Origin of the sequence: Amphibacillus marinus, assembly GCF_900110345.1 — a bacterium.
GTDB classification, from domain to species: domain Bacteria; phylum Bacillota; class Bacilli; order Bacillales; family Amphibacillaceae; genus Amphibacillus_D; species Amphibacillus_D marinus.
Genome location: NZ_FODJ01000012.1, coordinates 92014 through 114230 on the forward strand (window position 1 = coordinate 92014; position 22217 = coordinate 114230).

General features: G+C 39.9%; 25 protein-coding genes and 2 other annotated features. All 25 genes read right to left on the reverse strand.

What is annotated here, in order from left to right; all coding sequences use genetic code 11:
* Positions 1–333: 333 nt before the first annotated feature.
* A complete protein-coding gene (locus BM000_RS14300) occupies positions 334–933 on the reverse strand; it encodes a class I SAM-dependent methyltransferase (RefSeq protein WP_091499767.1) in 600 nt (199 codons plus the stop codon).
* A gap of 302 nt (positions 934–1235) precedes the next feature.
* A complete protein-coding gene (rplL, locus tag BM000_RS14305; RefSeq protein ID WP_091499768.1) occupies positions 1236–1598 on the reverse strand; it encodes a 50S ribosomal protein L7/L12 in 363 nt (120 codons plus the stop codon).
* Positions 1599–1670: 72 nt separating this feature from the next.
* A complete protein-coding gene (gene rplJ / locus BM000_RS14310) occupies positions 1671–2171 on the reverse strand; it encodes a 50S ribosomal protein L10 (RefSeq protein ID WP_091499770.1) in 501 nt (166 codons plus the stop codon).
* Positions 2172–2229: 58 nt separating this feature from the next.
* Positions 2230–2393 (reverse strand) — a sequence feature (ribosomal protein L10 leader region).
* Positions 2394–2435: 42 nt separating this feature from the next.
* On the reverse strand, positions 2436–3176 hold the full coding sequence (gene rplA / locus BM000_RS14315) for a 50S ribosomal protein L1 (RefSeq protein WP_091499772.1): 741 nt from the start codon (positions 3174–3176) through the stop codon (positions 2436–2438).
* Positions 3177–3319: 143 nt separating this feature from the next.
* Positions 3320–3745, reverse strand: a complete 426-nt coding sequence (gene rplK, locus BM000_RS14320) for a 50S ribosomal protein L11 (RefSeq protein WP_017473682.1) — start codon at positions 3743–3745, stop codon at positions 3320–3322.
* A gap of 163 nt (positions 3746–3908) precedes the next feature.
* Positions 3909–4445: a transcription termination/antitermination protein NusG gene (nusG, locus tag BM000_RS14325; RefSeq protein WP_091499775.1), complete on the reverse strand. Its 537-nt coding sequence runs from the start codon at positions 4443–4445 to the stop codon at positions 3909–3911.
* A gap of 120 nt (positions 4446–4565) precedes the next feature.
* Positions 4566–4745 carry a preprotein translocase subunit SecE gene (gene secE / locus BM000_RS14330; RefSeq protein WP_091499777.1) on the reverse strand — a complete coding sequence of 60 codons (180 nt, stop codon included), beginning with the start codon at positions 4743–4745 and terminating at the stop codon, positions 4566–4568.
* Positions 4746–4868: 123 nt separating this feature from the next.
* Complete coding sequence (gene rpmG / locus BM000_RS14335; RefSeq protein WP_425425185.1) at positions 4869–5012, reverse strand: 50S ribosomal protein L33; 144 nt, start codon at positions 5010–5012, stop codon at positions 4869–4871.
* A gap of 92 nt (positions 5013–5104) precedes the next feature.
* Positions 5105–5764, reverse strand: coding sequence for an RNA polymerase sporulation sigma factor SigH (gene sigH / locus BM000_RS14340; protein WP_281246005.1), 660 nt, complete (start codon positions 5762–5764; stop codon positions 5105–5107).
* A gap of 70 nt (positions 5765–5834) precedes the next feature.
* Complete coding sequence (locus tag BM000_RS14345) at positions 5835–6344, reverse strand: NYN domain-containing protein (RefSeq protein WP_091499780.1); 510 nt, start codon at positions 6342–6344, stop codon at positions 5835–5837.
* Between the two features lie 4 nt (positions 6345–6348).
* A complete protein-coding gene (rlmB, locus tag BM000_RS14350) occupies positions 6349–7092 on the reverse strand; it encodes a 23S rRNA (guanosine(2251)-2'-O)-methyltransferase RlmB (protein WP_091499781.1) in 744 nt (247 codons plus the stop codon).
* On the reverse strand, positions 7082–7495 hold the full coding sequence (locus tag BM000_RS14355) for a Mini-ribonuclease 3 (protein WP_091499783.1): 414 nt from the start codon (positions 7493–7495) through the stop codon (positions 7082–7084). The genes rlmB and BM000_RS14355 overlap by 11 nt, the downstream gene beginning before the upstream one ends.
* Positions 7496–7498: 3 nt before the next feature.
* Positions 7499–8899 carry a cysteine--tRNA ligase gene (gene cysS / locus BM000_RS14360; RefSeq protein WP_091499785.1) on the reverse strand — a complete coding sequence of 467 codons (1401 nt, stop codon included), beginning with the start codon at positions 8897–8899 and terminating at the stop codon, positions 7499–7501.
* Entirely contained in the window at positions 8889–9530 is a 642-nt protein-coding gene (cysE, locus tag BM000_RS14365) for a serine O-acetyltransferase (protein WP_091499810.1), read from the reverse strand. The genes cysS and cysE overlap by 11 nt, the downstream gene beginning before the upstream one ends.
* Before the next feature lie 92 nt (positions 9531–9622).
* Positions 9623–9853, reverse strand: a binding site (T-box leader).
* A 32-nt stretch (positions 9854–9885) separates the two neighbouring features.
* Positions 9886–11349, reverse strand: a complete 1464-nt coding sequence (gene gltX, locus BM000_RS14370; RefSeq protein ID WP_091499787.1) for a glutamate--tRNA ligase — start codon at positions 11347–11349, stop codon at positions 9886–9888.
* 58 nt (positions 11350–11407) lie between these two features.
* On the reverse strand, positions 11408–11896 hold the full coding sequence (ispF, locus tag BM000_RS14375) for a 2-C-methyl-D-erythritol 2,4-cyclodiphosphate synthase (protein WP_091499789.1): 489 nt from the start codon (positions 11894–11896) through the stop codon (positions 11408–11410).
* Positions 11871–12602 carry a 2-C-methyl-D-erythritol 4-phosphate cytidylyltransferase gene (gene ispD, locus BM000_RS14380; RefSeq protein ID WP_091499791.1) on the reverse strand — a complete coding sequence of 244 codons (732 nt, stop codon included), beginning with the start codon at positions 12600–12602 and terminating at the stop codon, positions 11871–11873. The genes ispF and ispD overlap by 26 nt, the downstream gene beginning before the upstream one ends.
* Positions 12603–12722: 120 nt before the next feature.
* Positions 12723–13832 carry a PIN/TRAM domain-containing protein gene (locus tag BM000_RS14385; protein WP_091499792.1) on the reverse strand — a complete coding sequence of 370 codons (1110 nt, stop codon included), beginning with the start codon at positions 13830–13832 and terminating at the stop codon, positions 12723–12725.
* A 121-nt stretch (positions 13833–13953) separates the two neighbouring features.
* Entirely contained in the window at positions 13954–15318 is a 1365-nt protein-coding gene (radA, locus tag BM000_RS14390; protein WP_091499794.1) for a DNA repair protein RadA, read from the reverse strand.
* 399 nt (positions 15319–15717) lie between these two features.
* Positions 15718–18147, reverse strand: a complete 2430-nt coding sequence (gene clpC / locus BM000_RS14395; protein ID WP_091499795.1) for an ATP-dependent protease ATP-binding subunit ClpC — start codon at positions 18145–18147, stop codon at positions 15718–15720.
* A gap of 14 nt (positions 18148–18161) precedes the next feature.
* On the reverse strand, positions 18162–19229 hold the full coding sequence (gene mcsB / locus BM000_RS14400) for a protein-arginine kinase McsB (protein ID WP_091499797.1): 1068 nt from the start codon (positions 19227–19229) through the stop codon (positions 18162–18164).
* Positions 19229–19780 carry a protein-arginine kinase activator protein McsA gene (mcsA, locus tag BM000_RS14405; protein ID WP_091499799.1) on the reverse strand — a complete coding sequence of 184 codons (552 nt, stop codon included), beginning with the start codon at positions 19778–19780 and terminating at the stop codon, positions 19229–19231. The genes mcsB and mcsA overlap by 1 nt, the downstream gene beginning before the upstream one ends.
* Positions 19781–19810: 30 nt before the next feature.
* Positions 19811–20269 (reverse strand): CtsR family transcriptional regulator, encoded by a 459-nt coding sequence (locus BM000_RS14410; protein WP_091499800.1) that lies wholly within the window; start codon positions 20267–20269, stop codon positions 19811–19813.
* An 83-nt stretch (positions 20270–20352) separates the two neighbouring features.
* Positions 20353–21006, reverse strand: a complete 654-nt coding sequence (locus tag BM000_RS14415; protein WP_091499812.1) for an MgtC/SapB family protein — start codon at positions 21004–21006, stop codon at positions 20353–20355.
* A gap of 165 nt (positions 21007–21171) precedes the next feature.
* Positions 21172–22014 (reverse strand): DegV family protein, encoded by an 843-nt coding sequence (locus BM000_RS14420; protein WP_091499802.1) that lies wholly within the window; start codon positions 22012–22014, stop codon positions 21172–21174.
* Between the last annotated feature and the right edge of the window lie 203 nt (positions 22015–22217).

Genomic DNA, 22217 nt, shown 5'->3' on the forward strand with positions numbered 1-22217 from the left:
ACTTCTTGACCACGTGCATCAAACCTTCTAATCCTCTTTCTTTTCGTTCTCACCATCTTGTCCATTTACCATTAAAAATATACACTTTATACATGCGTTTAATAAGCGAATTCGAGTAATCAAGCAGGTTTTAAAACCTAGTAAAATTTAAATTTTACCAAAGCGAAAAAAAAGCTTGACAAAAAAATTCTCTATTGGCATTTTTCTATATTACCACAACGACATAATGCAGTCAATCTATTTTCCTAAACTTATCGTACTTATTTCACCATTAACTAGTTATTAGCAAGGGCCTTCTTCTAGTACTAGAGAGAAGTAGACAAGCCCTAAGATTTACTTTATCGCTCGAATAATATGATAGCCTTTGTTCTTTGTTATCGTATCAACCTGTGCGAAATAAGTTTCCAACTTCTTAACAGCTGATGGCGCACCCTGCTTCTTCTGAATGACAACCCACAGTTCCCCACCCACCTGTAAACGATCATAGCTATCGATAAACATTTGGTGCACAACAGCCTTCCCCGCTCGAATTGGCGGATTAGTTAGTACAGCAGCAAAGCTTTGGTCAGGTATATTAGTAAATCGATCGCTAACATAGAGCGAAATATTATTTAGCTGATTCTGCTTGGCATTCTGTTCAGCAAGCTTCACCGCCCGTTCATTAACATCACTCATCACCAAATGTCGATCTGGAAATGCCTTAGCAAGCGACAAGCCAATTGGCCCGTATCCACAACCCAAGTCAAGAATAGCCCCCTCTATCTCGGGCGGTACAAATGCATCAATTAGCGTTCTTGAACCGAAATCCACTTCATTTTTGGAAAAAACACCAATATCACTTGTGAAAGTGAAGGTATGGCCGCGCAAGACGAAGGTCCATGTTCTGGGGTTACTTTCTGATTGGGGCTGCTCGGTAAAGTATTGCTCAGTCATTCTACTAGCACCTACTTTTTTCTTAGATTAATGGTTCTTCATCAGATAGCGTTAGTTAAGCAAACATTTGTATTGCCCCAGCAAAAAAAGAGCCACTTTCTTGTGGGGTCTTCAGGTACGTACTATTCCCGCAGGAGTCGGCTCTTTTTTTGCCGGATCCTAATCTTGGGAAATTATCTTACCAACGCCATTTAATATACAACCAGATTATTTAAATGGAAACTTATAATCTAATTATCAACATCATTCAAGAAACAAATGAAAGCTCGTCTAGTTTAGACGAGCTTTCATGCAAATGACTACTACTTCAATTCTACGCTAGCGCCTGCTTCTTCAAGCTTAGCTTTCATTTCTTCAGCTTCTTCTTTAGTAACGCCTTCTTTGATTGCTCCAGGAGCGTTATCTACAAGGTCTTTCGCGTCTTTAAGACCAAGACCAGTGATTTCACGAACAGCTTTAACAACTTTGATCTTAGATGCACCAGCTGATTCTAATACGACGTCAAATTCAGTTTGCTCAGCAGCAGCTTCGCCACCAGCAGCACCAGCAGCTGCTACAGGAGCAGCTGCAGTTACACCAAATTCTTCTTCAATTGCTTTTACTAAATCATTTAACTCAAGAACAGACATTTCTTTGATTGCTTCGATAATTTGCTCTTTAGACATTCTTATTTCCTCCTAAGAAAAATATTGTTTTATGGTTAATCGTTCATTTCTTACATTAACAAGCTACGCCCATTAAGCACCTTGTTCTTCTTTTTGCTCTGCAATTGCTTTTGTAGCGTACGCAAAGTTGCGGACTGGTGCTTGAAGCACGCTGAGTAGCATAGAAAGTAAGCCCTCGTAATTCGGTAGATCAGCAAGTTCCTTGATCTGATCAAGCGTTGCAACATTACCTTGAATAACGCCACCCTTAATTTCTAATGCTTCATGATTCTTAGCAAAGTTATTTAGAACTTTTGCAGGTGCAATGACGTCCTCATTACTGAACGCGATAGCAGTTGGCCCTACTAATACTTCATTTAACTCAGAAAGCTCTGCTTGTTCTGCAGCACGGCGAGACAACGTGTTTTTATACACTTTGAACTCAACACCCGCTTCACGTAATTGCTTACGTAGTTCCGTCACTTCAGCCACATCTAGACCACGGTAGTCAACTAAAATAGTTGATTGACTATCTTGGAATTTTGATGCGATTTCAGATACGACTTGCTGTTTCTTTTCAATAACCTTTGACATTGTTCCACCTCCTACCAGACTAAACATCATACCGACAGTCAAGTTTCTTAAAATTGGCGAACCAATAAGAAATCCCTCACATCTAATCATGTAGACGTGAGGGAGATTGCGTGAATGTAAGGACAAGCTTATTAAGCGCTCATCTGTTATTATCCAACACCTCGGCAGGAAATTAAGCTAACGAGTAGCTCCTGCTGTCTACGGTATAACGTATTATTTTAAACCTTAATCATTATAGCTGACCGTTTTAATGAAGTCAAGCAATTATTTTACAAAAGTAGCTGGATCAATCTTCACACCAGGGCCCATTGTTGATGTTACAGCAACATTACGTACGTAAGTCCCTTTTGAAGATTGAGGCTTTACTTTAACTAATGTATTAGCAAGTGCTTCGAAGTTCTCTATAAGCTTCTCTAAATCAAAAGATGCTTTACCAATTGGCACGTGAATGTTTGATTGACGATCAACACGGTATTCTACTTTACCAGCCTTAATCTCTTCAATAGCCTTCGTTACATCAAACGTAACTGTACCCGTCTTAGGGTTCGGCATTAAACCTTTTGGCCCAAGAACACGACCAAGCTTCCCAACTTCAGCCATCATGTCAGGTGTTGCAACAATAACATCAAAATCAAACCAACCTTGGTTAATTTTAGCGATTAATTCTGCATCTCCAACATAATCAGCACCAGCTGCTTCAGCTTCTTTTGCTTTCTCACCCTTAGCGAAAACAAGAACAGTTTGTGTTTTACCAGTACCATGTGGTAATACCATAGCGCCACGAATTTGTTGGTCAGCTTTCTTAGGATCTACCCCTAAGCGGAAGGCTGCTTCAACAGTCTCGTCAAACTTTGCAGTTGCGTTCTCTTTCACTAATTTAAGCGCTTCTTCAATACCGTATTGTTTCGTACGGTCTACTAATTTCAAAGCCTCTTGTTGTTTTTTCGTTTTTTTAGCCATTTCTATTTCCTCCTTGAATGTGGTTTTAACGGTTATACCTCCCACTTAAAAAAAGCGGACCCCGCTTATTATAGCTAAGCGGAAAACTAGTTGACTATGCCGCTAGTTCATCAGCCTACAAAAAGGTTGCAAGTACAGGCTCGTCCGCCAACTCACAACCTTCTCCTCCAAAAAAACGCATCTAAGAATTAGTCTTCAATAACAATTCCCATACTGCGCGCAGTACCTTCAACCATACGCATAGCCGCTTCTACATCAGCTGCGTTTAAATCAGGCATTTTTGTTTCTGCGATCTCTTTTACTTTGTCACGCTTCAACGTCGCAACCTTGTTGCGATTTGGTTCACCTGATGCAGTTTCGATACCCGCTGCTTTTTTAAGCAATACAGCAGCCGGTGGAGTTTTTGTAATAAATGTAAATGAACGGTCTTCAAAAACCGTAATTTCTACCGGAATAATCAAACCAGCTTGCTCTTGCGTACGCGCATTGAATTCCTTACAGAATCCCATGATGTTAACACCGGCTTGACCTAATGCAGGTCCAACTGGCGGTGCAGGGTTCGCCTTACCCGCTGGAATTTGAAGCTTTACTACTTTAATTACTTTTTTAGCCACGAGACACACCTCCTTAAGTCCGTGATGTGGTAATAGGGCAATGCCCTCCCACTCCAATTCGTATGCAAAAATTAAACCTTATACGCGAGGCATAAAGAACATTAAAATTTTAGCATGTTCAATACAATAATGCAAGGGCTGATCTTGAATTCTTGCAACAAACTTATGATAATCTTCTAATTTGTGAAAAATCCAATTCTACTGGCGTTTCACGCCCAAACATGTTTACGTGAACCTTTACTTTGTGACGATCAAGATCAATATGCTCAATTGCACCAGTAAAGTTGGCAAACGGACCTTCTGTTACAGTCACTGTTTCACCAGTTTCAAAATCGATCTCCACAGGCGCTTCTTTCATGCCCATCCGTTTTAAGACGCTATCCACTTCTTCTGGCAGTAAAGGGGTCGGCTTTGAACCCGATCCTGCCGAGCCAACGAACCCTGTTACGCCAGGGGTATTACGCACAACATACCAAGAATCATCTGTCATAATCATTTCTGCTAACACATAGCCAGGAAAGACCTTTTTCTTAGAAACCTTCTTTTTACCATCTTTAATTTCTGTTTCTTCATCTTCCGGCACTAAAATACGAAAAATCTTATCCTCCATCCCCATTGAAGCCAAACGCTTCTCTAGGTTTGTCTTCACCTTATTTTCATATCCAGAATACGTATGGACAACGAACCACTGCTTTTCCATCCTTAACAACCTCCTTAGATGCTTCATTTATTTTTTCCAATTTAAAAAACCCGTAAGGACGGGTTTTTAATTTAATGAAATAGCGCTCTCACAAACCATTATAGCATATAAATCCTAATTCTAATCAAACAAAAGATTTAGAATTTGCGTAATTCCCATATCAACGATCGTAAAGAAGATTGCAATAAATGCTACAGTAGCGACAACCGTTAATGTATAACGGAAAAGTTCCTCTCTACCTGGCCATGATACTTTCTTCATTTCTCGCGCAACATTTTTTAAAAATGTAACTGGCTTCACTTGGTTGTTCCTCCAAACTAGAAAAATTTCTAATAAAACAGGGGCGCTCGTCCTCATTAAGGCCAAGCAGTAAAATATGCTTCCAAAATACTTACTTAATTTAAGAATAAAAGAAATAAGTGCTTACTTCGTTTCGCGGTGAAGTGTGTGTGTCTGACACTTCTTACAGAACTTCTTTAGCTCTAATCGCTCTGTAGCCGCTGCATTTTTATCTGAATGATAATTTCGACTTAAACACACTGAACAGGCAAGAATTATCTTCTTCATGACAACCATCCTATCTATGCACGTTCATCTTCACTAATGTAGCATGCTTATTAAAGCCTGTCAACGCCCCACCGCAATTGATTTCACGGTATTTATAGTTTTATCCCTGCTATATCTAAATATCTTTCTAGCTTTTTCTTAACACGTTGAAGGGCGTTATCAATCGATTTAATATGCCGATTTAATTCAACTGAAATTTCTTGATACGTTCTACCATCTAAGTAAAGGGTGAGCACCTCTCGTTCTAAACCACTTAGCATCTTAACAAGCTCACCTTCAACCTGCCCTTGATCTTCTCGATTGATTAGCAATTCCTGCGGGTCATCAATCGCTTCAACATTTGCAATCACATCCATTAAGGTCCGTTCGGATTCTTCTTCAAACATTGGCTTGTCCAAAGATATATAAGAGTTTAACGGGATGTGCTTTTGTCTGGTCGCAGTCTTGATTGCTGTAATGATCTGCCTTGTGACACAAAGGTCTGCAAAAGCGCGAAAGGAAGAGCGACGGTCGTTTTTAAAATCACGAATTGCCTTATAAAGTCCGATCATACCCTCCTGCACAATATCTTCATGATCTGCTCCAACTAAAAAATAAGTCCCTGCTTTTGCTCTCACAAAACCACGGTATTTCCGAATTAAAAAATCCAAAGCTTGACTATCACCTTGATGAACACACGTAATCATTTCGTTATCATCAAGCTGTTCGTAATCCATTCGTTCTTCTTCAATACCAAGGTGCTGTCTGCGCAAGCTGAACTCCTCCCTGACCTCTATATAGAAATATTATACAGTAAGCGTTTAAGGACCGTCAATACAAGGTTTAGTACCTGCCACGCCTCATTTTCTCCAACTTCTCCATAATTTCGTCATTAAACAAGCTATTTCGACTTTTTTTCTTCAATTCAAACGCTTTTACCTCGTCATTTATCTCTTTCTTTATTTGCTTGTATTCAATTTCTAATTCTCTTGCTGATTTCCGATAGGCACCTTGCTGAAAAATCGTGCGTTGCTCCGTATAATCTGAGGTCGCAACGTAAACTTTTGTTTTGACATTCTTTAGTTGCTTAACAAGGCGTTCAATACATTGATCAGCCGTCTCTTTTTCCTTAGTATAGATAACTTCAACCTGAAATGGCGTCTCTTTTGATTCTAATCCTTTTACGCCATAAGCATCGAATACGATAATAACACGGTAACCTCGATAGGCCTGATATTCGGCTAATCTGTCAATTAAAAGCTTCCTTGCTTGCTCTAAATCAAGATCCTTTAATCGCTTGAGCTCGTCCCAATCACCAATGATGTTATAACCATCTACTAATAAAACATCCATTAAATTAGTCTCCCAATAAATGGCGTTTTCGGTACACTTCGTACATTAATAGGCTTGCCGCTACGGACGCATTTAAAGATGAAACATGCCCTTTCATTGCTAAACTAACTGTCCAATCACATTTCTCACGAACCAATCGACTAATCCCTTTGCCTTCATTCCCAATGACAATTGCTATTGGTAAGTCACCTTCAAGCTCGCGATAATCCTGAGTTGCCTCAGCTTCAGTACCAACTACCCATACCCGCTGACTTTTAAGAAAATCGACTGTTTGAGCCATATTTGTTACGCGTGCTACTGGCACATATTCAATTGCGCCTGCTGATGTTTTGGCTACTGTACTCGTTAAGCCCACAGCACGTCTTTTCGGAATAATAACACCATGTGCACCCACTGCATCAGCAGTTCGCAAAATAGACCCTAGGTTATGTGGGTCCTCGATCTCATCTAATAAAATGAGAAAAGGTAGCTCTCCTTTATCTTCAGCAGCTTTAAGTAAATCTTCAACCTCTACATATTGGTAAGCAGCAACGGCCGCAGCAATGCCTTGGTGGTTCCCCTCAACTAGTTGATCAAGCTTTTTCTTTGGTACCTGCTTAACCACGACACCACTTTCCTTTGCTAGTCTTTGGATTTGTTGGGTGGTTTTCTGATTTAATTGATCCGCAATAAATAATTTGTTAATTGAGCGCCCTGACTTTAATGCTTCGCTAACTGGGTTTTTTCCAATAATCCACTCATCTGTCACTCTTATTCACTCCTTTCTCACTATAATCAACTGCTTGTTGCATAAGTTCATTTAAACGATCGGCCTGTCCTAGAAAATAGTGAAAACCCAAAAGCGCTTCAAAAGCCGTGCTATACCGATAAGTTATCACATCAGTATTCTTAGGGATTGAGCCGGATTTTGCATTTCGTCCGCGCTTAATTACCGCTAACTCTTCCTCGTTAAAATACGTTTGCTCTAACCAATGCCGTAAAACTTTGGCCTGAGCCTTAGCAGAAACAAACTGGATCGCTGCTTTATGGAGCTGGTTTACCTTTGCCTTTCCAGAGCAGATCAAGTAATCTCTTACAAACACTTCGTACAGGGCATCACCCATATAGGCAAGTGCTAAGCTCTTCATCTGCTTAACTTCTATAAGTTGCATTGCTTAACCTCTTTTCCATCGTGTGCCTTGAGCTGTATCTTCAAGAATAATTGCATTATCTTTGAGCTGGTCACGGATCTCATCTGCTCGGGCAAAATTCCGATCCAGCCGTGCCTGATCTCGCTCCTTAATTAGGGCGTCTATTTCAGCATCTAGCAATTCTTCAGCTCCTTGCAGCTTTAAGCCAAGCACTTCAAAGAATGTAGCAAAGACTTGTTGAAATGCATGTAAGGTTTGCTGATTCGTTTGCTTCTGCGTTAAGTAAAGATTGGCCTCTTTTGTTAGGTCGAATAAGACAGCAATAGCATTAGCCGTATTAAAATCATCGTCCATTGCCTCGCTAAAACGCGCTTCTATCTGCTGTAGCTTCTCTACGTATACTTCAGTATCTGCCACTATGTTTAAGCTGGCTTCTGCCCGATGACTTAAATTTTGATAAACATTTTTTATCCGATCAAACCCACCTTGCGTCTGCTCTAATAGCGCTTCGCTAAAATTAATTGGATTACGATAGTGCACACTTAAAATAAAAAACCGCAATAATTCTGGTGGGTATTTTTCAATTAAATCATGAGCTAAGACAAAGTTGCCCGTTGATTTAGACATTTTTTCATTGTCAATGGTAATATAGCCATTATGAATCCAATAGTTAGCGAATGTCTTACCGGTGCATGCCTCTGACTGGGCAATTTCGTTTTCGTGATGCGGAAATGCAAGGTCTTGTCCGCCTGCATGAATATCAATGGTTTCGCCAAGATACTTCTTGGCCATAGCAGAGCACTCAATATGCCAGCCTGGTCGACCATCCCCCCATGGTGAAGACCACGATATCTCACCCTGTTTCGCTTGTTTCCAAAGTGCGAAATCGAGTGGGTCTTCCTTTTTCTCGCCAACTTGAATTCTTGCTCCTGAACGCAGGTCATCAATTGATTGATGCGATAGCTTACCATAGCCCTCAAATGCCCGTGTTTTAAAATAAACATCTCCCTCTGATTCGTATGCATAGCCTTTTTCAACTAAGGTTGCAATTAAGCTGATAATTTCAGCCATTGATTCAGTAACACGTGGGTGAATAGACGCTTCCTTGACACCTAAGGCACGAACATCCTCCTTGTAGGCCCGAATATAGCGTTCCGCAAGTTCCACTACCGCTTCACCATTTTCATTTGCCACCCTGATCAGCTTGTCATCAACATCGGTAAAATTGAGCACATAATTGACTTCATAACCACGGTATTCAAGATACCGCCTGACCGTATCAAAGACAATGGCGGGACGAGCGTTGCCAATGTGAATATAATTATAGACGGTGGGTCCACACACATACATTTTGACCTTGCCAGGCTCAATCGGGTTAAATGCTTCTTTCTTTCTGGTTAATGTGTTGTACAGCTTAATGGTCATCTTTGTTCTCTCCTTCTATAGCCGCTAACTGTTGCTTTACTTTTTCTAGCTCTATTTGTATTGCTGTTATACTCTCGTCAATTGGGTCAGGGAGCTTGTTATGATCAAGATCTCTTTTAACGCGTTCACCATTTTGAACAACAACATGGCCAGGGATGCCAACTACAGTCGAATAGTCAGGCACATCATCTAGCACAACTGACCCTGCCCCAACCTTCGAATGCACACCAATGGTAATAGATCCGAGCACCTTTGCTCCTGAAGCAATAAGGGCATGATCCTTAATGGTTGGGTGTCGTTTCCCTTTTTCTTTCCCTGTCCCACCAAGTGTTACACCTTGAAAGATTGTGACATTGTCGCCAATTTCACACGTTTCGCCAATTACAACACCCATACCATGATCAATAAAAAAGCGATGACCGATTTGAGCACCTGGATGAATTTCGATGCCGGTAAGAAGGCGACTAATTTGTGAGATTAATCTTGCAATGAAAAAAAACTTTTGCCGATAAAAGAAATGCGCGATACGATGTGACCAAATAGCATGCAAACCTGAGTACGTCAAAATAACCTCGACATACGAACGGGCAGCTGGGTCCTGATCAAAGATAACTTCAACGTCTTCCTTCATCCGCTTATATACTCCCACCGTTAGCCACCTCCAGATTAAATATAATTACAAAATATGCGCAAAAAACGTCCCCGTGTATCGTTATCCGTATACACAGAGACGCCTTTTGCGCGGTTCCACTCTGTTTAGGTCAATCACGATCGTTGCTCTTCATGACCTCAGCTCAATCTCATAACGGGAGATACCGGCTCTACTTACTGAACTGCATTCAGTAAAGCACTCCGAGGGGCATTCGATTAAACGGATTATAACCACTTTCAGCCAATGGTGGTTTTCTCTACACTAATTCGGATTTTAATCGCTTTCCTCATCAACACTTTTAGTATATTATATGACATTCTTTATTTATAGGTGATTAAAAGCTAGCCAATAGGGTTTCTAGTCTGGTCACGACCACTTCTTTCCCTAACAATTGAATAGCATTCGGTAACTCTGGTCCATGCATTTGTCCAGTAGTCGCAACTCGGATCGGCATAAATAACTGCTTACCCTTTTGCTTGGTTTCCTTTTGTGTTGCTTTAATGCCTTGCTTTATCTCATCAGCAGTCCAAATGTCGAGCTCAACAAGCTTTTGTTTAAATGTCTCAATGACTACCGGGACCTGCTCACCAGCCAACACTTGCTGTGCCTCCTCATTATAACTGATCTCTGTCTGGAAAAAAAGCTTTGTTAATTCAACAATTTCAGCACCAAAGCTCAGCTGATCCTTATACAATAAAATGATTTGTCTAGCCCAGTGCTCTGTTTCTTCCTTCATAGCCGTCGGAAGTTGACCTGCTTCGATTAAGTGCGGCAACGCTAGTTCCACGATCTCATCCTCAGTAAGCGACTTAATATATTGATTATTCATCCATTTTAACTTTTGTGGATCAAATATGGCCGCAGAGGTTGATAAGCGATCAGGATCAAACATACTAATGAATTGAGCCTGGGTAAAGATTTCTTCTTCACCAACTGGAGACCAACCAAGTAAGGCAATAAAATTAAACATTGCTTCAGGAAGATAACCAAGGTTTTTATATTGCTCAATAAATTGTAGGATATGCTGGTCCCGCTTACTTAACTTTTTACGTTCTTCATTTAGAATAAGCGTCATGTGCCCATATTGTGGTGCTTGCCAATCAAACGCATTGAAAATCATTAATTGCTTCGGCGTATTAGAAATATGCTCTTCTCCACGTAACACATGCGAGATTTTCATTAAATGGTCATCAACGGCTACCGCAAAATTATAGGTAGGAATACCATTCTTCTTAACCATGACCCAATCGCCAAAATCACTTGCTTCAAAGGTAATTGACCCACGTACAATGTCCTCAAACGTATAAGTCACACTGCTAGGCACACGAAAGCGAATACTCGCCTGACGACCCTCTGCTTCGAATTGTGCCACCTCTGCATCGGTAAGGTTACGATGGGCACCAGAGTATTTCGGAACTTGTCCATTCGCCTTTTGTTGTTCACGTTCTTGCTCAAGTTCTTCCTCGGTCATGTAACAGCGATAGGCTAAACCACGCTCTAACAAGTCATCAGCATAGGACTTATATAGATCTAACCGTTCTGTTTGGCGATACGGGCCATAATCGCCACCAATATCCGCCCCCTCATCCCAAACAATTCCAAGCCACTTAAGAAAATTAAGCTGGCTTTCTTCGCCACCTTCAACATTTCGCTTCTCATCAGTATCCTCGGTACGAATGATGAATTGACCACCTAAGTGCTTTGCATATAAATAATTAAAAAGCGCTGTCCTAGCATTACCAATGTGCAAATGGCCTGTTGGGCTAGGTGCATAGCGCACACGTAAATCTGTTGTCATGTCTTTGTTCCCCTTTCAATCATCTCAAACTGTCTTATCTCATTTTAGCATGTTTACTTTACTTTGTCTGATTAGGCTTTTCAATCAGGACAACTGCTTGTGCAGCTATGCCCTCTTCTCTACCTGTGAAGCCTAATGCTTCTGTTGTCGTTGCTTTAACATTAATTTGGTCCACATCCACGCTCAGTATACCTGCAATACTTGCCCGTATTGTTTCTATGTATGGTGCCAACTTAGGACGCTGGGCAATGACGGTGCAATCTAGATTTCCCAATTGATATCCCTGTCGTTGAATCATTTGCCACACATGTGCTAATAATATTTTTGAATCAGCATCTTTATAGGCTGGATCAGTATCCGGAAAATGTTTACCAATATCACCGGCTCCAATTGCCCCTAACAACGCATCTGCAATCGTATGTAACAATACGTCCGCATCTGAATGACCAAGCAAGCCTTTCTCGTGTGGGATGGTCACACCACCGATAACACAAGGTCGATCCGGTGAAAAGGCATGTACATCAAAGCCCTGTCCGATTCGAAACATTTTTGTCTTCCTCCTCTTTTACACGCAGACTTAAAATAAAAGCGGCCTGCTCAAGATCATCTGGTGTGGTTATTTTTATATTTGTGCTTTCTCCTTCAACAAGTTGAACATGTTGGTTAAGGCGCTCAACGAGGGATGCATCATCGGTACCGTAATAACCGGCCTTACAGGCATCAGCATGGGCATGCTTTATCATCTGCAAGTCAAATGCTTGCGGTGTTTGAGCCAAGTATAGTGTACTTCGATCTAATGTTATTAAGTGATCGTTTTCAGCTCTCAGTTGCTTAACGGTATCCTTAACTGGCACAGCAAGGATAGCCGCTCCATGTTCTGACACTGATCTATTCAACCGCTGTAACGCATTTATCGAAATAAAAGGGCGCGCACCATCATGAATAAATACTAAGGGTGAACGATCTTTAATGGCACATAACCCTGCATACACAGAGTCTTGCCTTTCTTGCCCGCCATAGACAAACTGATAAGGTTTTTTAAGCGATGCCATCGCTACCATTTCCTTAACCTGTTCTTCTTCCGCTTTACGTACGACAATATAAAATTTGTTGCAATTCCGATCCCGTTCAAAGGCTTCCAAAGTATGATTCAATAACGGCTTGCCTTCGAGGTGGATAAACTGCTTGTTATAGCCTAGCCCCATCCGCTTGCCTAGACCAGCTGCTAGTATAATAACATTATAAGGTTTCATGCTTCACATCTTTTCTAAAATAAGTCGTCGCGTTGCTAATATCCAAAATCCTTTTGAACACTAATAAAAAGTGATAACGTCTGTTATCACTTTTTATCTTCTTAATCTGTTATACCCTTTTTACTGTGCTTTTTCAAGTGCTTTTGGTTTAGCAAATATCATTCTACCGGCAGAGGTTTGCAGAACACTTGTTATGATAACCTCAATTGTATCACCAATATAGTTACGACCCTCTTCAACAACGATCATGGTGCCATCATCTAGATAAGCAACCCCTTGATTTTGTTCCTTACCATCCTTAATGACTTGAACGACAAGTTGTTCACCAGGTAATACAACAGGCTTCACGGCATTAGCCAAATCATTAATATTCAAAACTTGAACATTTTGAAATTCACAAACCTTGTTTAAGTTAAAATCATTTGTTACCACAATACCATCCATTACCTTTGCAAGCTTGACAAGCTTGCTATCTACTTCTTGAATATCATCAAAGTCACCATCATACATTTCAACGTTAATCGGAATATCCTTTTGTAATCGGTTAAGAACATCTAATCCCCGCCTTCCTCTATTACGCTTAAGTGCGTCGGAGGAGTCTGCGATATGTTGAAGCTCATCTAAAACAAATTGCGGAATAATAAGTGTCCCTTCTAAAAAGTATGTCTGACAAATATCAGCAATACGTCCATCAATAATAACGCTTGTATCAAGTAATTTAGGCTTTGGCAGGACCTGCTCTGCTGCCGCTTCTTCACTACCGTTTTTACCATTTTTATCTTTCTTAGCAAGGGTAAGAAAACTCAGAAATTCATCCCGACGCTTAAACCCGACCTGAAAACCTAAATAACCAAGCAAACTCATGATAAACAAAGGAACAACCTGTGACAATATAAGAATCTGTATATCCTGAATGGGTTGATTAATAATAAAAGCAATGAATAAGCCTAAAATAAGTCCTATACTCCCAAAAAACAAATCTGCTAATGGTGCTTTAAGTAATATCCCTTCAAGAAACTTAATAAATTGAACGATATGATCCACCAGCCAGAATGACAATAAATAGAGAATAATTGCCCCAACTACCAACCCTATATATGGCGCAATATATGGATGATCAATCCACGTATTTCCCGTAAACCCCATCACCGTGACCAATAATGGAAAATAAATAAACCCAGCAGTACCTCCAGCTAAAATAATAAATAATTGAACAATTCTTTTTAGCACTACCGTCACCTCCTATCTTTTAGTGTCCCCAATTTTTTCTCTCTTTAACCCTATTGTTTTTAATCTGCCAGCCTATAAATTAAACAAAATAAATGCATTAAGATAAGAGGAGAATGCTAGCTTAATCAAAGGTTACCTTCATCGCCTCTTGAATAGACTGTACACCAATAATCTCAATTTGCTTAGGCGCCTTCCAACCATCTAAATTACGAGAAGGTATAATCGCACGTTTAAAGCCTAGCTTAGCAGCCTCTTGGACACGTTGTTCTATCCTTGACACTCGGCGAATCTCCCCTGTTAAGCCAACTTCACCAATAAGAACATCGTTTGGGCGACATGCCTTATCCTTAAAGCTAGAAGCAATACTAATTGCAACAGCTAAATCGATCGCAGGCTCATCAAGCTTAACTCCACCCGCAACTTTAACATAGGCATCTTGATTCTGCATCATCAGACCAACACGCTTCTCTAATACAGCCATTAGCAATGGAACGCGATTATGGTCTATCCCCGTCGCCATCCGCCGTGCTTGTCCAAAGCTTGTTGGTGAAATTAACGATTGGATCTCAACAAGCACCGGTCGGGTCCCTTCCATTGATGCCACTACAGTAGAACCGGCAACACCTTGAGATCGTTCTTCTAAGAAGATTTCAGAAGGATTTAAAACTTCTTTCAGTCCTTCTTCCTTCATTTCAAAAATACCCATCTCATGCGTACTACCGAAACGATTCTTCACACCACGTAAGATTCTAAACGTATGATGCCGTTCACCCTCGAAGTATAATACAGCATCGACCATATGTTCTAAAAGTCTTGGACCAGCTATCGAGCCTTCCTTTGTGACATGTCCAACAATAAAAATTGGCACGTGGTTAGTCTTCGCAATGCGCATCAATTCACCGGTACATTCTCTAACCTGCGAGACACTGCCGGGTGCACTAGTCACCTCATCCTTAAAAATCGTTTGAATCGAATCGATAACAATGAAGTCAGGCTTTAATTGATCAATTTGATTAGAAATAAGGTGTAAGTTTGTCTCCGACAGAACAAATAGTTGATCTGATGTTACACCTAACCGATCCGCTCGCAGCTTTGTTTGCCGTGTCGACTCTTCCCCAGAAATATAGAGGACCGCCACATCCTTATTGGCCAATTGATTAGAAATTTGTAAAAGTAAGGTTGACTTCCCAATGCCTGGATCGCCACCAATAAGCACCAATGAGCCTGGAACAATACCGCCTCCTAGTACTCGATTAAACTCGGGCATATCAGTTGTAATTCTTGGCTCTTGCTTTGTCTTTATCGCTGTAATCTTCTCAGGGACTTGACGACTATCCTGCCCAATTCCAGTATGCTTAGGATTATCCTTAATTTCTAGTTCTTCAACCAACGTATTAAATTGATTACAACTTGGACATTTCCCCATCCACTTAGGAGAATGATACCCACACTCTTGACAGACGAAACGTGTTTTTGTTTTAGCCAAAATTGGAAAACCTCTCTTTCATTATAACGCAAACGGACTGGTTAAAGATTACATATCAATTAATTCTTTGTGTAAAAACCATGTAATTCAGATTGCAAACAGACTGCGTGGATAATGACTATATGTAAATAAAAAGCACTTTTCTCTATTTTAACATTTTTTGTTACAAAAAACTTCCTTGACCATTGGCTTTAGCAAAAAAAGATTATAAATATGCCAAATGACTTAATTAATCGCATTATAATTAGCCCTTTTGGGTTTTAAGATAATAACAAAGCAAATGAAATGATAAAGCACCTGAAACATACATAACCCTGAGCGTCTACAGTTAATGACGTCTCAACTAAGGTTACGTATTTCCAGATGCTTAATGGGAAGCTATAAATAGCTACCTGACTGTTAATCTAGAATAATGAATTTCCCTTTGCTACTCAAGCCGATCCGGACTAGGTTGCCCTTTTGAATATCTTCTCGAAGTAACGCTTCAGATAATAAATCCTCAATATTTTTTTGAATGGATCTTCTTAACGGCCTTGCACCATATTCTGGATCAAAGCCCTCATCAGCTATTTTTTCCACCGCTTTTTCTGAAAGGGTAAAGTCTAACCCTTGTGCACTTAAGCGTTTTTGAAGCTGATCAAGCATGAGCGATACAATATCCTTCATGTGTTTCTTCTCTAGCGAATGGAACACAATGGTCTCATCGATTCGGTTTAAGAACTCCGGACGAAATGCCTTTTTAAGTTCTTCGGTAACTTTAACCTTCATATCACGGTAATCGGCTTTTTCATCCTCTAAGGCAAAACCAACATATTTATTTTGCTTTAGTTCGCTTGCACCAACATTAGATGTCATAATAAGCACTGTATTTCTAAAGTCGACTAGGCGGCCTTTAGAATCTGTTAATCGACCATCCTCAAGGACTTGTAGCAAGATATTAAAGACCTCTGGATGCGCTTTTTCAATCTCGTCAAGTAAGACAACTGAATATGGCTTACGTCTTACCTTCTCTGTTAATTGGCCACCTTCTTCATGGCCGACATAGCCTGGTGGGGACCCAACTAAGCGTGAGGTTGTGTGCTTTTCCATGTATTCAGACATATCAACACGAATCATCGCATCTTCATCACCAAACATTGCCTCCGCTAAGGCCCGTGCTAATTCCGTTTTCCCTACTCCGGTTGGGCCTAAGAATATGAATGATCCAATCGGTCGCTTTGGATCCTTGAGACCTGCCCGGGCACGGCGAATAGCTTTAGAAACAGCATCTACCGCCTCTTCTTGGCCGATAACACGATTGTGCAAAATGTTCTCAAGATTTAAAAGTCGCGTGCTTTCATCCTTAGTAAGTGAGGAGACAGGGACACCGGTCCATGTTGATACGACTGAAGCAATATCATCCACTACCACTTCACTGTTTTCTTGACCCTGCTGCTCTTTCCATTTCTCTTTAGTTGTATCTAATTTTTTTCGTAATTTCTGTTCCTTATCTCGAAGTGAAGCTGCTTTTTCAAATTCTTGACTTTGAACAGCCGCATCTTTCTCTTTCTTAATTTCAGTAAGGTTGTTCTCAAGCTCTTTTAAATTAGGTGGGGCTGTATATGAGCGTAGACGGACTTTTGAAGCCGCTTCGTCAATTAAATCTATTGCCTTATCAGGCAAGAAACGATCGGTAATATAGCGATTTGATAATTGTACCGCTGCATCAATCGCTTCATCTGTAATCGTAACACGGTGATGTGCTTCATAGCGATCACGAAGCCCTTTTAGGATTTGGATAGACTGTTCAACTGTTGGTTCATCAACCTGAATGGGTTGGAATCGGCGTTCTAATGCAGCATCCTTTTCAATGTATTTACGGTATTCGTCCAAGGTCGTTGCACCTATACATTGCAATTCACCTCTTGCCAGCGACGGCTTTAAAATATTAGAGGCATCAATTGCCCCCTCTGCACCACCAGCACCAATTAAGGTATGAAGTTCATCAATAAAAAGAATGACATTCCCTGCATGTCTAATTTCTTCCATAACCTTCTTTAAACGATCTTCAAATTCTCCACGATATTTAGTACCAGCGACAACTGTTCCCATATCTAATGTCATGACCCGCTTATCACGCAAAGTCTCTGGAACTTCATTATCAACGATTTGCTGCGCTAATCCTTCTGCAACAGCAGTTTTTCCTACTCCCGGCTCGCCAATTAACACAGGGTTGTTTTTAGTTCGGCGGCTTAGCACCTGAATGACACGCTCGATTTCTTTACCTCTACCAATGACTGGATCAATATTACCTTCCTTGGCAATTACCGTTAAATCACGCGCTAACGAATCTAAGGTTGGTGTGCTTGCTGGGCTATTTTGCGTTTGGCGCCCTTGCCCCTTTCGAACCGTTTCATTACTTCCTAAAAGCTGAAGAACCTGCTGACGCGCTCGATTAAGGCTAACATCTAAATTATTTAAAACCCGAGCTGCGACACCCTCACCCTCACGAATTAATCCTAATAAAATATGCTCTGTGCCAACATAAGTATGTCCCAGCTTACGGGCTTCATCCATTGACAACTCTATTACTTTTTTTGCACGCGGTGTGTAATGAATGGTTTGAGAGCTTTTCTTACCAACACCAATGAGTGCCTCAACCTCTTCTTGAATTTTCTTTGTTTCTAAGCCAAGTGAGCTAAGTGCTTTGGCAGCAATACCCTCTCCTTCACTAACAAGACCTAGCAAAATGTGCTCTGTACCAATATTATTATGTCCAAGACGAATGGCCTCCTCCTGAGAAAGTGCCAATACCTTTTGTGCGCGTTCTGTAAATCTTCCAAACATCATTACTTATTCCTCCTTCACGACTTCTCCAGGCCTAACCGTTCCCGAATAATAGTAGCGCGCTTAATATCCCGCTGTTGAGCAGTCAACGCCTGTTGTGCATACTGTTGTAAAAACGCGGGCTGCGTAAGTACCATAAGTTCATTAAGAATTGATGTAGACAAATGCTTAATATAACCAACATCTATTCCTAAGCGTAGATCTGATAAGCATTTAGCAGCTTCCTTAGATTCAATTATCCGACTATATTTCAGTACACCATATGATCGAAAAACTCTATCCTCAAGTCTAAGCTCAGATTGCTCTACAAGCACCTTTCGAGCATAGCGCTCTCGCTCGATTAATTTTTCAACCACACTATGCAAATCCTCAATTATATCGGACTCCGATCGTCCTAGCGTAACTTGATTAGAAATCTGATAAATATTACCGACTGCTTCACTGCCTTCACCATAAATACCCCGAACTACCAATCCCAATTGATTAATAGCAGGAATCATTTTCCCTATTTTTCTAGTTAGAGTTAAGGCTGGTAAATGCATCATAACGGATGCACGTAACCCAGTCCCAACATTTGTCGGGCAGCTGGTCAAGTAACCCCTTTGCTCATCAAAAGCATAATCAATCTTGTCCTCTAGCCAATCATCTAATTTGAAAGCTTCCTCTAGGCCTGCTTCTAACTGCAAGCCAGGGAAGTATAGCTGTAATCGTATATGATCCTCTTCATTAATCATAATCGAAAGTTGTTCGTTTTTAGAGAGCAAGACACCACTTTCCTTTTCCCGCTCCACTAAGTATGGGCTAATTAAATGTTTTTCAACTAAAGCTTTTTTCTGTAACGATTGAAGCCCTTCCATTGAAATATAATCTAGTTCTTGATAGCTTGAAAAGGACTGTTTATCAAAATGCTCTTTAATCCAATTTGAGACTTGCTTTAGCTTTTCAGCCTCCGCCCGGACTGGGAATGGCACGTTGGTAAAATTACGAGCAAGTCTTATTCGCGTGCTTAGGACAATGTCATGGTCTGGCCCCTCTTCTTGCATCCATGGGCTAATTGCTTTATTTATAAACGTTTGTAGTGACATTACTCTCCTTCCTCCTTTCGGATTGAGGACGCATGCTTTTGCTCAATTTCTTTAATTTTATCTCTAACTACAGCAGCTTCTTCAAATTTTTCCGCATCAATCAACTGCTTCATCTGCTCACGATAATCATTAATATAACGCTTTTGTTGTAACCGATCATGCTGTCGCTTAGGAATCTTACCAGTATGAGCCATATTACCACTGTGTACACGTTTAAAGATAGGATTTAAATGTTTACCAAAGCTTTCGTAGCAGTGTGAACAACCAAATTTACCCGTTTTAACAAATTCATGGTAACTTAAGTTGCAAGAAGAACATTTATCTTCCTTCTCTAGTACTTGACTTGGCTCAGCTTGTGGAGCAAATGATGAGTTAAAATTGAAGAGTCCACTTAGTAGATCCTGAATGCTATAAGATGATTCATCTTCGCTATCAATATAGCCATTTTCCAATGCACATTGCTGACAGACATGAATTTCTGTTTTTTGACCATTAATGTAATTCGTCAAGTGTAGGGTTGCTTGTCGTTTTTGACACTTCTGACATTCCATTATTACCCTCCTAACACCTTTATAACATTTTTAATATTTCAAAGTCATTAACATTGCTACTAATATCCGTGACCTTAGCTCATCTCTTATTGGAACTTGAAATGCTAGTACCTCTCTTGTTAGGGCACTAACCATAATCTTTGCTTCACGCTCAGAAATGTAGTCATCCTCTAACAATCGTTCAATTACCGCGATTGCGATCTGCTGTGTCACTTCCGGCCTAACTAACCTAATTAATTCATCAACTAAAGCTGTTTTGTCATTGTTAGTCATCCTCTGTATCCTAATATAGCCGCCCCCACCACGTTTACTCTCCACTACATATCCTCGCTCTGGTGTAAAGCGTGTATTAATGACATAGTTGATTTGAGAAGGGACGCAAGAAAAACGATCTGCAATTTCACTTCGCTTAATTTCTATGCTATTATGCTGATTTTTTTCAATTATTTTTTTCAAATGCGCTTCAATAATATCCGATATATTACGCATTCACCTTCCTCCTCATTGACTTTGACTATATTTGACTTTAACTATATTCTATAACGGCTCTCTCTGATATGCAAACAATATCTCTACAATTCCTTAACTTGGACAACTTCATCTAGTTTAAGTAGCTGATAGAAGACATCGTTCATTTTTGTACCTTTACCGAATTCAACTTCAGTTGTTAGCTTAGCCTCCATTTCAGCTACTGTTTGAATATCTACATGTTTAACAACAATATTAAATTGATTAAACTTTGAAAAGATATTTTCAATACCTGTAATATCATTTAATTTCACTTCTAACTTCACTAATGTTTGTGCCCTAATAATAAAACGGTTAAAGTTATTTAACAGGATTAAGCTTAATAGAATAATTAGCGTGGTCAGAATTGCCATCTCGTACATACCAATACCGATCACAAGCCCCAAACCTGCTACTGCCCAAATCGATGCTGCTGTTGTCAGTCCTCTAACAGTCATACCATTTACTATAATTGTACCCGCCCCAAGGAAACCTATTCCACTAATTACATAAGACGGAATTCGAGCAGGATCGAAGCGAACATAGTCAGGATATGCTTCTACATACTCTTGAAAACCGTACAAGGACATCATCATCATTAGACAGGAGCTAACACCAACAAGAATATGGGTTCTGAACCCTGCTGAATGCTTATTCATCTCTCGCTCAAACCCAATTACACCAGATAAGATAAAAGCTAAGAAAATACGCATCGCCATAGTAGCGAACAATTCACTAAAAATAGTATCGAACAATATAAAACAACTCCTTTTAATAAATCAATTTCACATTTAATAAACTGCTTATAAACTAGAGATCTTAATAATTTATGTTAGGTAATAAAAATAGATCACCAGATTGGCGATCTATAAAAAAAGTTTAGACTATTCCTTTAACCAAGCTATCGCCATTGTTCCATAGCCAGTATGGACACCAGCTACTGGCACTAATGGCTCGACCTTTATTTTTAAGTGCTCATAAAGATTCTTAAGCTCTTCTTTCCATTGCTGAGCTTGCTCTAGTGCACCGGCATGCATAATCCCAAGTTCTTTGAGCTCTCCTCTTTGGTAGGTATCCTCAATTTTCTGAAATAAATGTCTAATTGCTTTTTTCTTACTTCTAATTTTATCTTCTACAACAACCTTGCCATTTTCAAATTTCAAAATTAAATTAATATTAAGGAGATTTGCAAATACGGTCTGCGTCGTACTCACTCTTCCACTTCTTTTTAGCTGCTCCAAGCTTTGCGGTAACAAGAACATTTCAGCGAGATTAGGCAGTAACTTTATCTTCTTTACAATCTCTTCATATGTCTTTCCCTCTTGCTCCATTTTTAAACCTTTTGAAATCATTCTACCTAGAGCATAGGAGCCAATTTTAGAATCAATCACTTCTACAGGGAATTCTTGCATTTCTGACGCGCTAATTGAACTTTGGTAAGTACCTGTTAAAGCACTTGAGGCATGTATGGCAATGCCATAATCATACTCTGTCTTTAATTTTTTATAAAGCTCAACAAATTCACCATATGGTGGTTGGCTTGTTTTAGCACCTTCTCCATGTTGTTTTAGCAGTGTGTATACTTCATCTTTCGTAATATCAATATCTTCACGATAAGAGATGTTATTTATATTTACAACCATCGGTAGTACGTGAATGTTATGTTTTTTAATAAAATCTTGCGATAATCCACATGTACTATCAGTAATCCAAGCAATTTTTTTCATGTTTAAATTCCTTTCAATGGTAACGTAATTTATTACTTATTATTAGTACTAACTATAACATATATAAACCAATACTCCTAGCCATATCTATTAGTAGTTTTATAATATGCAAATGAAAAAAGCCATTGAATTTATAAATTCAATGGCTTTTAAATGCTTAGCGACGTCCTACTCTCGCGGGGCTTAGACCCAACTACCATCGG